This is a genomic window from Corynebacterium kroppenstedtii (assembly GCF_016894245.1).
Taxonomy (GTDB): domain Bacteria; phylum Actinomycetota; class Actinomycetes; order Mycobacteriales; family Mycobacteriaceae; genus Corynebacterium.
Genome location: NZ_CP069792.1, coordinates 1,665,148 through 1,677,328 on the forward strand (window position 1 = coordinate 1,665,148; position 12,181 = coordinate 1,677,328).

The 12,181-nt window shown below is 55.9% G+C and carries 12 protein-coding genes; 10 read left to right on the plus strand and 2 right to left on the minus strand.

Annotated features, from left to right (window positions below; translation table 11 throughout):
• Positions 1-19: 19 nt before the first annotated feature.
• From I6J23_RS07240 to nucS, 8 genes are all read left to right on the plus strand, one after another.
• Entirely contained in the window at positions 20-577 is a 558-nt protein-coding gene (locus I6J23_RS07240) for a F0F1 ATP synthase subunit B (protein ID WP_204581483.1), read from the plus strand.
• A 5-nt stretch (positions 578-582) separates the two neighbouring features.
• Positions 583-1,398, plus strand: coding sequence for a F0F1 ATP synthase subunit delta (locus I6J23_RS07245; protein WP_204581484.1), 816 nt, complete (start codon positions 583-585; stop codon positions 1,396-1,398).
• A 63-nt stretch (positions 1,399-1,461) separates the two neighbouring features.
• On the plus strand, positions 1,462-3,138 hold the full coding sequence (gene atpA, locus I6J23_RS07250; RefSeq protein WP_204581485.1) for a F0F1 ATP synthase subunit alpha: 1,677 nt from the start codon (positions 1,462-1,464) through the stop codon (positions 3,136-3,138).
• A gap of 47 nt (positions 3,139-3,185) precedes the next feature.
• Positions 3,186-4,169: a F0F1 ATP synthase subunit gamma gene (locus I6J23_RS07255; protein ID WP_204581486.1), complete on the plus strand. Its 984-nt coding sequence runs from the start codon at positions 3,186-3,188 to the stop codon at positions 4,167-4,169.
• Between the two features lie 3 nt (positions 4,170-4,172).
• On the plus strand, positions 4,173-5,609 hold the full coding sequence (gene atpD, locus I6J23_RS07260; protein WP_012731906.1) for a F0F1 ATP synthase subunit beta: 1,437 nt from the start codon (positions 4,173-4,175) through the stop codon (positions 5,607-5,609).
• Between the two features lie 12 nt (positions 5,610-5,621).
• Positions 5,622-5,999: a F0F1 ATP synthase subunit epsilon gene (locus I6J23_RS07265; RefSeq protein WP_136662318.1), complete on the plus strand. Its 378-nt coding sequence runs from the start codon at positions 5,622-5,624 to the stop codon at positions 5,997-5,999.
• A gap of 170 nt (positions 6,000-6,169) precedes the next feature.
• A complete protein-coding gene (locus I6J23_RS10925) occupies positions 6,170-6,613 on the plus strand; it encodes a DUF2550 family protein (RefSeq protein WP_412523825.1) in 444 nt (147 codons plus the stop codon).
• Between the two features lie 177 nt (positions 6,614-6,790).
• A complete protein-coding gene (nucS, locus tag I6J23_RS07275; RefSeq protein ID WP_204581488.1) occupies positions 6,791-7,678 on the plus strand; it encodes an endonuclease NucS in 888 nt (295 codons plus the stop codon).
• A 129-nt stretch (positions 7,679-7,807) separates the two neighbouring features.
• On the opposite strand, the gene mce is transcribed toward nucS, so the two are convergent.
• Positions 7,808-8,266: a methylmalonyl-CoA epimerase gene (gene mce / locus I6J23_RS07280; protein WP_204581489.1), complete on the minus strand. Its 459-nt coding sequence runs from the start codon at positions 8,264-8,266 to the stop codon at positions 7,808-7,810.
• Between the two features lie 104 nt (positions 8,267-8,370).
• Between mce and I6J23_RS07285 the strand changes: the two genes are divergently transcribed.
• Together I6J23_RS07285 and I6J23_RS07290 are read left to right on the plus strand one after the other, a co-directional pair.
• Entirely contained in the window at positions 8,371-8,685 is a 315-nt protein-coding gene (locus I6J23_RS07285) for a thiamine-binding protein (protein WP_204581490.1), read from the plus strand.
• Between the two features lie 248 nt (positions 8,686-8,933).
• Positions 8,934-9,938, plus strand: coding sequence for a tetratricopeptide repeat protein (locus I6J23_RS07290; protein ID WP_204581491.1), 1,005 nt, complete (start codon positions 8,934-8,936; stop codon positions 9,936-9,938).
• Between the two features lie 47 nt (positions 9,939-9,985).
• Here I6J23_RS07290 and glgB read toward each other — a convergent pair whose 3' ends face one another.
• A complete protein-coding gene (gene glgB, locus I6J23_RS07295; RefSeq protein WP_204581492.1) occupies positions 9,986-12,160 on the minus strand; it encodes a 1,4-alpha-glucan branching protein GlgB in 2,175 nt (724 codons plus the stop codon).
• Positions 12,161-12,181: the final 21 nt, after the last annotated feature.

Here is a 12,181-nt window from a genome sequence, read left to right on the forward strand (position 1 = left end):
ATAGCGAAAGCTGGAGACTATGACGAACTCACTTATTTTGGCTGAGGACACGCTGCCTCTCGACAAGGGCAACTTGCCGCTTCTCCCTTTGCCATACGACCTCGTCTGGTCCATCGTCTGCTTCGTACTGATCCTATGGCTTTTCTGGAAGTTTGTTCTTCCGAAGTTCCAAGAGGTTCTTTCTGAGCGTGAAGATCGCATTGAAGGCGGTATTCAACGTGCGGAGGCCGCGCAATCCGAGGCAAAGGCTGCGCTGCAAAAATACAATGACCAGCTCGCTGAGGCTCGTGCAGAGGCCGCTCGTATTCGCGATGAAGCTCGTGCTGACGGGCAAAAGATCGTTGCGGATATGAAGACCGAAGCAACGGAGGAAAGCAACCGCATTATCGCTCAAGGCGAAAAGCAACTTGCTGCTCAGCGTGATGCCGTCGTCGCTGACCTGCGTAAGGACATGGGTCAGAATTCGGTCAATCTGGCGGAGAAGCTCCTCGGCTCTCATCTATCCGACGATGCCAAGCGCGCGGAGACAGTGGATTCTTTCCTGTCTTCCTTGGATGACATTCCGGCAGGGAAGTGATCAGTATGCACGCAGCGAGCCGAGAATCGATGACCGAGTTGGCGACTACCCTCGACAACACCGTTGCTCAGTCCAATGCCGCCGTTGACGGCGCACAGATCGGACCCGAGCTCTTCGATGTCGTTGAGGTTTTAGACTCCAACCGTGACTTGCGTGTGGCGCTTATTGATCCCGCAGCGTCCTCCGAGAAACGTGCAGACCTTGCCGATCGCGTTTTCGGTGAGAAGCTCAATCAGGCTTCGCGCAGCGTGTTGCGTTCTGCAGTAGATAAAGACTGGTCGAATACACGCGATTTCCGTAATGGACTTGTTCAACTTGGTCGCCGGGCCCTGTTCCGCGCCGCCGAGGCAGACGACAAGCTCACGACCGTCGAATCTGAGTTATTCCAGTTGGCGAGGGTCCTTGAAGACGCCCCTCAGCTGGAGATGCTTTTGGCAGACCGACAAGCTAGTGCGGACCGACGTCGCCAATTGTTGGCCTCAGTCTTGTACGGCAAAGTTACTTCAATTACAGAAACTCTTGCCTTGCAGGCGATTTCTCGTGCTAAACAACGTCCTGTCGAAGCATGCGAAACGCTATCACGGGAGGCAGCGCAGCTGCGTGGGTATGAAGTTGCTCATGTTGTGACTGCCGGCGAATTGAGCGATACCCAACGATCCACCCTGGCTGACAAGCTCGGTCGAATTTATGGTCACAAGATGTCCATCCATGGAGAGGTCGATCCCAGCATCCTCGGTGGAATGGTCATCCGGGTCGGAGATGAGCGTATCGATGGCAGCACATCGGGCAAACTCGACAAATTGCGGCGAGCTTTTGCCTGACGCCCACGGCGGACGGAATGCCGGTCGTGACCGCGACCAGAAATACGACGTAATAAACAATTAATGCTGGAAGAGACTACCGAGAGCAGGAAGAACATGGCGGAGCTGACGATCTCCTCCGACGAGATCCGTAGCGCGATTGCGAACTACACCTCGAGCTACTCCGCGGAGGCCTCCCGTGAGGAGGTCGGCGTGGTCATTAGTGCGGCTGACGGTATCGCCCAGGTTTCGGGTATGCCATCAGTCATGGCTAATGAGTTGCTCGAGTTCCCAGGTGGCGTCATCGGCGTCGCCCAAAACCTTGACACCGACAAAGTTGGTGTCGTGGTCTTGGGAAGCTACGAGACCTTGCGGGAAGGCGACGAAGTAAAAAGGACTGGAGAAGTCCTATCCATTCCGGTCGGGGATAAATTCCTCGGCCGTGTTATCAACCCCCTAGGCCAGCCAATCGACGGCCTAGGATCCATCGAGGCAGAAGAAGATCGCGTCCTGGAGCTGCAGGCGCCCTCAGTGTTGATGCGTCAACCAGTCGAAGAACCACTCCAAACTGGTATTAAAGCTATCGACGCAATGACCCCAATCGGGCGTGGTCAGCGACAGCTCATCATTGGTGACCGCAAAACCGGTAAGACGGCTGTTTGCCTCGATACCATCATTAACCAGAAAGCCAACTGGGAATCTGGGGACCCGAAAAAGCAGGTTCGCTGCATTTATGTCGCCATCGGTCAGAAGGGCTCCACAATCGCTGGTGTCCGTAAGACCCTAGAAGACAACGGCGCTCTGGATTACACCACCATTGTCGCTGCTCCCGCATCAGATTCAGCTGGTTTTAAGTGGCTCGCACCTTTTGCTGGTGCCGCACTGGGACAGCACTGGATGTACAAGGGCAAGCACGTGCTGGTCATCTACGATGACTTAACCAAGCAGGCCGAGGCCTACCGTGCGATCTCCTTGCTGCTGCGCCGTCCGCCGGGACGTGAAGCGTACCCAGGTGACGTTTTCTACCTCCACTCCCGCTTGTTGGAGCGTGCAGCTAAGCTCTCTGATGACTTGGGCGGTGGCTCTATGACGGCCCTGCCGATCATCGAGACCAAAGCGAACGACGTGTCCGCCTTCATTCCGACCAACGTCATTTCTATTACCGACGGTCAGGTCTTCTTGGAGTCAGACCTCTTTAACCAGGGTGTTCGCCCCGCTATTAACGTCGGTGTGTCGGTATCCCGTGTCGGTGGTGCCGCTCAGACGAAGGGTATGAAGAAAGTTTCGGGCTCGCTGCGTATTGACCTCGCTGCGTACCGCGACTTGGAAGCATTCGCGGCCTTCGCCTCGGACCTCGACGATTCCTCCAAGGCACAGCTGGAGCGCGGATCCCGCCTGGTCGAGCTGTTGAAGCAGCCAGAGAATCACCCGCAAGCTGTGGAAGACCAAATGGTGTCGATCTACCTTGCTGGCAACGGCGACTTTGACTCCGTTCCCGTCGAAGATATTCGTCGGTTCGAATCTGAGCTCCTCGAGCACCTCCATTCGAAGCATGCCGGTGTCTTCGAGCAGGTTGAGGGTGGATCCCCACTTAATGACGAATCCAAGTCAGAGCTTTCCTCGGCTGTTGATGAGTTCAAACAGAACTTCCAAGCTTCCGACGGCAAACCCGTTATCAATGAGCCAGATGTAGACCCAATGGAGCAATCCGAGTTGGGTAAAGAACAAATTACTGTGTCGCGTAAGTCCTCGGGCAAGTAAGGGCGGTGCGCGCAATGGATAAGAACGAAGGGAGGCGATGAGTGTAAATGGCTACTTTACGTGAATTACGAGACCGGATTAAGTCCGTTAACTCGACTAAGAAGATCACGAAGGCCCAAGAGCTGATCGCCACTTCGAAGATCACGAAAGCGCAGGCCAGGGTAGCTGCCTCGCAACCGTACGCGGAGGAGATTACCAAGGTAGTCCATCGCTTGTCATCGGCAAGTTCCCGGGATCACCCCATGCTCCGCGAACGCGAAGGCGGAAACCGCGCCGCCATCTTGGTGGTGTCCAGCGACCGGGGAATGTGTGGCGGCTACAACCACAACGTTTTCAAGAAAGTCGCTGAACTACGCGCTTTGTTGGAAAAACAGGGTTATGAGGTTGCCCTCTATGTCTTCGGCAACAAGGGGCTGACCTACTACCGCTTCCGCGGTGAGGCTCTCGAAGGCGCGTGGACTGGGTATTCCCAGGACCCCGAGTACGAAGGCACGCACCAGATGCGTCGGCACCTTATCGACGCATTCGTTGCTAGCTCATCGGGTAAAGCAGAGTGGCGCCCAGGGCTCACCGCGCCTGAAGGTGAGAGTGTGCAAGGCTTCGACCAGCTCCACGTCGTGTACACGAAGTTCGAGTCGATGCTGTCTCAGAAGGCCGTCGCACGGCAGATGCTTCCGATGGAAGCGGTCATCGACTATGAGGAAGTAGAGACTGGCGAAGACATGCTGTCTGACCCAGATGATTCCGAAATTAGTGCCAACTACGAATTCGAGCCCGACGCGACTACGTTGCTGTCGGAGCTCCTCCCGCACTACGTGTCTCGTGCTTTGTATGCCTTGCTGCTGGAGTCAGCTGCGTCAGAATCCGCGGCACGCCGTACAGCTATGAGCTCGGCGACGGATAACGCAACTGAGCTTGCCACCACCTTGTCTCGTACAGCTAACCAAGCTCGTCAGGCACAAATTACCCAGGAAATTACAGAGATCGTCGGTGGCGCGGGAGCGCTCGACGACAGCGGAGAAAGTGACTAACCAATGACTACAGCTCTTAGTGAGCAGCAGACGGGCCTCAGCGGCCGTGTCGCACGCGTCATCGGCCCGGTTGTCGACGTGGAATTCCCTCGCGGAGAACTACCGGCGCTATTCAACGCGCTGACCGTCGACGTTGATCTAGAGGCCGTCGCCAAGACAATTACCCTCGAGGTTGCCCAGCACCTCGGTGACAACATCGTCCGTGCCGTTTCAATGGCACCGACCGATGGTTTGATCCGCGGTGCCGAAGTGAAAGACACCGGCAAACCAATTTCCGTTCCCGTCGGGGACACCGTCAAGGGACACGTGTTCAACGCCCTCGGCGACTGCCTCGACGAGCCAGGGCTCGGCCGTGACGGCGAGCAATGGTCCATCCACCGTAAGCCACCGGCTTTCGACCAACTCGAAGGTAAAACCGAAATTCTCGAGACCGGTATTAAGGTCATCGATCTTCTCACCCCTTACGTTAAGGGTGGAAAGATTGGTCTATTCGGTGGTGCTGGTGTGGGCAAGACCGTGCTCATCCAGGAAATGATCACCCGTATTGCACGTGAGTTCTCCGGTACGTCGGTATTCGCCGGCGTCGGTGAGCGTACTCGTGAGGGCACCGACCTCTTCCTCGAAATGGAAGAGATGGGCGTGCTCCAAGATACGGCCCTCGTGTTCGGCCAGATGGACGAGCCGCCGGGAGTTCGTATGCGTGTGGCTCTCTCCGGGCTGACGATGGCGGAGTACTTCCGAGATGTTCAGCACCAGGACGTGCTGCTCTTCATCGACAACATCTTCCGTTTCAGCCAGGCAGGTTCCGAGGTTTCCACGCTGTTAGGCCGCATGCCTTCCGCTGTGGGTTACCAGCCAACATTGGCTGATGAGATGGGTGAGCTCCAGGAACGCATTACGTCGACCAAGGGTCGTTCGATTACCTCTCTGCAGGCCGTCTACGTCCCCGCCGACGACTACACCGACCCGGCTCCTGCGACCGTGTTCGCTCACTTGGATGCGACCACAGAGCTTGACCGTTCTATCGCATCAAAGGGTATTTACCCTGCTGTGAACCCACTGACCTCCACGTCTCGTATCCTCGAGCCAGGAATCGTCGGTGAGGAGCACTACCAGGTTGCACAGCGAGTCATCAATATCCTTCAGAAGAACAAGGAACTGCAGGATATTATCGCCATTCTTGGTATGGACGAGCTGTCTGAAGAAGACAAGATTACCGTCCAGCGTGCACGTCGTATCGAGCGCTTCCTTGGCCAGAACTTCTTCGTTGCTGAAAAGTTCACCGGCCTGCCAGGCTCCTACGTTCCGCTGAAGGACACCATCGACGCCTTCCGTCGTATTTGCGATGGCGAATATGATGCATACCCCGAGCGCTGCTTCAACGGTCTCGGTGGCCTTGACGACGTCGAAGCCGAATACAAGAAGCTGCAAGAGAAGTAAGGTAGGGACACCATGGCTGAAATTGCCACTGAGTTAGTCTCCGTTGAGCGAGCGCTATGGTCCGGTGCTGCGACGTCTGTCACTGCACAGACCACAGAAGGTGAAATCGGCATACTTCCCGGACACGAACCCATCCTTGGGCAGCTTGTAGAAAACGGTGTGGTCATTATCCGTACCACCGATGGAGAAAAGAAAGTCGCTGCCGTACAGGGCGGTTTCCTCTCCGTCGGCAAGCACAAGGTATCTATTCTGGCGGACCACGCCACGTGGTCATCAGAAGTGGATGTTTCCAGCGCAGAGCGTAGCTATGAAGGCTCCGACACGGACCAACACGACCGTGCTCAAGCTCAATCCGAGCTGCGAGCAGTCCAGCGTGCGAAAGAAAAGTAGGTCGACTGTATAGCGATCACCTACGCCCCCGTAGTTTCTAAGGCCAATTCTTAGGAACCCGGGGGTTTCGTCGTTTATACTCAGCTCAAGGAATGACGGGCATGACGAGCCGTCACCGGACGCAATGGGAGAGGTGGCCCATGGTTCTCTTCACCGTGACAATGGCGTGTATGGCCATCCTCGTATGGGGAATGGGAGTCGCCATATGGCGATTCTCGTGGATCCGGCCCCGTGGCATACCAGTCTGTACTGCCGTTTACCGTGACGGTCGACGACATCGCTGGCACCACGGGGTCTTTATTTTGGGGGAAGACGCCGCAAAGCTTTACTTGCTACGGTCGCTCAAACCGGGGGCAGACTTATCGTGTGAAAGACACAACATAGAGATTATTGGCAGAAAAGACGTCAAAACGGGGGTATTACGGCTTTTAGCTGATCCGCGGATACTGAAACTTCAAGCTGGGGATATACGAGTCGATGTAGCCGGGGGGCACGCTATGGATATGGCGTTGGTGGCGTGGCTGGAGTCCGCCCCGAGTACCAGAATTCAGCGGCTCAGCAAACACCCTCGGCGAGTTAAAGAACGAAGCCACAGGTTCCATCGACACAGTTAGGATCGTTCGACACAGTTAGGATCGTTGCTACCAAGCCGCGTTGTGTCTTGACGCAGCACATGGCTAGGGGGTCTTGAGCCGGCACGTGGTTAGACGCAGTACACGCGTGGACGGTGTGGCGTTCGAGGCCAAGATGTATTAGGTGCTGGGATACGGCGATTTGGTACTCTCGCGCTCATGCGTCTTGTCATCGCTACGTGTTCCGTCGATTATGTTGGTCGTTTAACTGCCCACTTGCCTAAGGCAACTCGTTTACTCATGGTCAAAGCTGACGGATCAGTGTCAGTCCATGCAGATGACCGGGCGTATAAACCACTCAATTGGATGACCCCGCCGTGTACGCTCACAGTCCACTCCATTGCCATAGATGATTCTGACATCACATCGAAGGGCACAAGTCCCATCGATGCAGAGGCAGCCGACATCGACTCGACCGACGGTAGCTCCGTCGACAGTCCTGGAGGACCAGCTGCGGATAGCTCGACCCTGGATGAGGTAGCCCCGGACGGCCTCACCCCAATTGTGGAATGGCACAACGGCTCTCACTCGTCCGTGACGGAACCGGCGCAACCGAAGCATGAAGAGGAGCTGTGGGTCGTCGAGAATAAAAAAGGGGAACAGCTCCGCATCACAGTGCATGACAAGATTTCTGACACAACGTATGACTTGGGGGAAGATCCCGGCCTCACGAAGGATGGTGTGGAAGCGCATCTTCAAGAACTGTTAGCGCAACACCCGGAAGCATTGGGGGAGGGCTTTACCCTCGTTCGTCGCGAGTATCCGACGCCTATTGGTCCCGTCGATATTTTGACCAGGGACGCTAGCGGGAAGACGGTGGCCGTTGAGGTGAAGCGGCGTGGCGGTATTGATGGCGTTGAGCAGCTCACTCGGTACGTCGAGTTGCTCAACAGGGATGAAATCTTAGCGCCAGTGAAGGGGCTGTTTGCAGCGCAGGAGATCAAACCGCAGGCACGGACGCTTGCTGAGGATCGTGGTTTTACGTGCGTGACCGTCGACTATGACGAACTGCGCGGGACCCCGTCGCAGGAGCTTCGTCTTTTTTAGCTTTACCGTGCCAGTGTGTGGTCGCCCGCGTACACAGCGACAAGATGGGGCCCAGTAAAACGAGCACCATCAGCGCATGCCCCACCAAAAACGGGGCCCACTACCGTGGACCCCACAGCGACAGAAAACTTACTTTCCTGGTTGAGTCAGCTCCAGAAGGACTCCGCCTGCATCCTTCGGATGGACGAAGTTGATGCGGGCACCGGCGGTTCCGTTCTTCGGCTCATCATAAAGAAGTCGGGTACCTTGCTGACGTAAGTGATCGCAGAGGGCGTCGATATCAGTCGTGCGCAGACACATCTGCTGCAGCCCCGGGCCCTTCTTGTCCAAGAACTTAGCGATAGTTGACTTTTCGTTCAGCGGAGCCAGAACCTGAATCATTCCCTGTAACTCCGTGAGTGTCTTCGGGCCTACCATGGCTTCCTGAACACCCTGTTCTTCATTTGTTTCGATGTGGTGGCAAATCCACCCCATGTTGGTGCGGTACCACTCCAGCGTGGCATCCAAGTCAGCTGTGGCGATACCTACGTGGTCCAGGCAGTTGACTAGCTCGTGCGGTACTTCGGTGCTGTACTCGTTGTTACTCATGCTTCTATGCTAAGCCTCTCACGGCCAATATTGCTCTCCGTAAGGGCATTCAGGGGTGTGATTTTGTACGACAGTGTCCGTCAAGCTGGACTAGCATCGAGGCCATGATTGTTGCGTTTTCTGTTGCTCCAACTACTTCTACTGACGACGATGGTGGTGTCGCGGATGCGGTTGCTGAGGCAATCCGAGTTGTTCGGGATTCGGGTCTGCCGAATGAGACAAACGCCATGTTCACTCTCATAGAAGGCGAATGGGACGAGGTTTTTGACGTCGTGAAGCGGGCGACGGAAGCCGTCAGCTCGGTGAGCCCACGAACTTCCCTAGTGGTGAAAGCTGATATTCGCCCGGGCTACGACCATCAGCTCACTGAGAAGGTGGACGCTGTGAATCGTCGTCTCGCATCCTCATCGACGGAGTAAACGCGGGTAGAGAACACTGTGGGAAACGAACGTACCTTACAGCAACTGGCTAGAGCTTTAAGGCAGTGGCTGGGATATCTCGATGCACGATCACATCCAGGGTGCGGGACACGTCGGCACTGATTTGTAGCAGTTTCGGACCGATACGCTTGAGCGCCTGAATATATGACGCTACATGTATAACCAAGAATATAGTAACCACACATAGGAAAATGAGAGATTCTCACTGAGAGGGGTAAAGGACAGTAATGACATCTCCGGGAAAAGGCCCTGAGCGGTTTATAGCTGGTGCAGTCGATTTAGGTGAAGTTAAAGCGCGCGCCGAAGCTCGGGCGGAGGCGGAAAAACAACGCCAGCGCCAAGTGCGTCGGGCGGGCGGTACGCCACCTGAATCTGCGGGAAATAACGCACATGGTGGTACCGGCGTTCCTGGTAGCGGTTCTACTAGTGGCTCAGTACAGATGACCGTCGACGCTACTGAGGAAAATTTTGAAAACGACGTCCTTAAGCGGTCACTGCAGGTCCCGGTCATTGTTGCTATTAGTTCAACACAATCTCCGGATTCTCAAGACATCGTCCAGAACCTTGAGGTAATGGCGCGCCAGGCTGATTATGAGTGGATATTTGCCAATGTCAGTGCCGACACGGTCCCTCAGATCGCCCAGGCTTTCAGGGTTCGCGCTATCCCGACAGTCATAGCATTGGTGAATGGCCGTCCTATCTCGGTTCTCGAAGGACAACAGCCGAAAGAACAATTACAAGGGTGGATCGACCAAATCCTGCAGGCAGTCGGTAGTCAATTGCCCGGGATTCCCGATGCTGATAAAGCGTCGTCCACCCCGGAGGAGCAACCCCCATCAGACCCACGCGTCGACGCCGCTGAAGAGGCCCTCAATAATGGAGACTTCGCTGCTGCGCTCGCCGCCTACGACAGCATTATTGATGCCGAGCCACACAACACTGAGGCCAAGGCTGCGCGTGCGAATGTGTCCCTCCTCAAACGAGTGTCGGAGACGCAAGCGTCCGATAGCCCGACATCCGAACCGGAGAAAACCTTTGCTCAGGCCGACCAGTACATGATCTCTTCAAAGGAGGAAGACGCGTTTCGTGTGCTTCTGGATCTCATGCGGGTATCGGCAGGGGATCAAAAGACCCAGGTTAAAGATCGGCTGATCGAATTGTTCACGTTGTGTGACCCTGCCGACCCGCGCGTAGCTACAGCCAGGCGGGAAATGGCGAGTGCGCTGTTCTAAACCCGAGCCTGGTCGGCTAGCCCGCCGGCTGGCCATCCAGCCCCGCATTACCCATCGAAGCGGAAGAAGAGGGCACTCATGGCGGGCACAAAGATAGTGGCTGAGGCAGGGTAACCGTCGTATTCCCCACTATTCGCCGTGATCTGACCCAGGTTGCCACCACCAGCGCCTTCATAATCGGACGAGTCGGTGTTGAGAATCTCTGTCCACCGGCCAGCGTTCGTGAGGCCTAGTTGGTACTGCGGATATGTGGTTCCCGAGAAATTGAACACGCACGCAACTCGTTGTCCGTTCGACCCATACCGCATGAAGCTCAGCACGCCACGTTGGGCATCGCTGGCGTTAATCCACGAAAAACCGCTGGGTTCGTTGTCTTGCGTGTAGAGCGCAGGAGTAGCCGAGTAGAGACCATTGAGGTCCTTGACCAGGCGCGATACGGCCGCGTGGTATTCGCCTTCCCAGCCCTCTTGCTGCCCCCACGGCAGAGATTCGTCGTGATTCCACTCGGTGGTTTGCCCAAAGTCTTGCCCTTGGAACAGAAGTTGCTTACCGGGGTGCGCCCACATAAATGCCAGATATGTGCGTAGCCCTGCTGCCTTATTCCACGTGTCACCCGGCATCCGTGACCATAGCGTCCCCTTCCCGTACACCACTTCGTCATGGCTGATGGGAAGAATAAACTTTTCTGACCACGCGTAGACCAGGGAAAAAGTGATATCCCCGTGATGCCAGGGGCGATAGATGGGGTCATTAGAAATGTATTCCAGGGTGTCATGCATCCACCCCATGTTCCACTTAAACGTAAACCCCAGGCCGCCATCGTAGGTAGGAGCCGTCACCCCTGGCCATGAGGTGGATTCTTCGGCCACTGTCATTGTTCCGGGATATGCCCTGGCGACCGTGGCGTTCATTTCTTGCAGGAATTGGACGGCCTCCAGATTCTCGCGGCCACCGTACTGGTTGGGTAGCCATTCGCCATCTTTACGGCTGTAATCCAGGTACAAAATCGAGGCGACGGCGTCGACACGCAATCCGTCAATGTGGAACTGATCCACCCAATACAACGCATTCGCCACGAGGAAGTTGCGCACTTCTGCCCGTCCGAAGTCGAAGACGTAGGTGCCCCAGTCCTTTTGTTCTCCTCGTCTCCAATCAGGATGCTCATAGCAGGCGCGGCCGTCGAAGCGGGCCAGTGCCCATTCATCCTTGGGGAAGTGCCCGGGAACCCAGTCCATGATGACCCCGATACCTGCTTCGTGGAATGCATCGACAAGGGCGCGGAACTCGTCAGGCGTGCCGAAGCGCGAGGTGGGGGCGTAATACGAGGTGACTTGGTACCCCCACGATCCTGAGAACGGATATTCGGTGACCGGCATGAATTCCACATGCGTATAGCCCATATCCGAAACATAGGACACTAATTCATCCGTGAGTTCGGTATAAGAGAGGCCTTTATGCCAGGACTCCAGATGAACTTCGTAAATAGAGATGGGCGAGTCCGGGAGATTCTTTCGCGTTTTCTCGGCCATCCATTCATCATCTGACCACGAATAATCGCTATCGGCCACTATCGACGCGGTAGCTGGCGGTACTTCCGCCCGGCGTGCCATGGGGTCGGCTTTATCAATTCGATTCCCATCAGGGGTGGTCACGCAAAATTTGTAGTACGCCCCGGCAGTGACATTGGGGACGAACACTTCCCAAATACCCGACGACCCTAACGAGCGCATGGGGAACTGGTTTTTATTCCACGCGCAGAAGGACCCCGTTACGGTGACACCTTGAGCATTCGGCGCCCACACAGCGAAGGATGTACCGTCGACGCTTCCCATCTCAGTGTCATAATGGCGGACATGAGCGCCCAACACTTCCCATAGTCGTTCGTGTCGCCCTTCCCCGATGAGGTGGATATCCATTTCCCCGAGTGTGGGTAGCCACGTGTACCCATTAGCAATCGTTATGGTCTCACCGTTGGGATAGCTGATGTGCAGGCGGTGGTCGGTCACTCCGCCCGGTATGGATGCGGTAAAGAAACCATCACCGGCGTCGGTGGCGTCGACAGTCTCAGACGGGGTCTCGACGGTGACTGATTGCGCGCCGGGACGAAATGCTGTGATTGTCGTCGTTCCGTCGTCGTGGGGATGTGCACCAAGAACAGAGTGCGGGTTGTAATGAGTACCTGCAAGTATTCGTGCGCGGTCATTCGGGTGGATAGTTGGCATGGTCTCTCCTCGAGGGGTGGG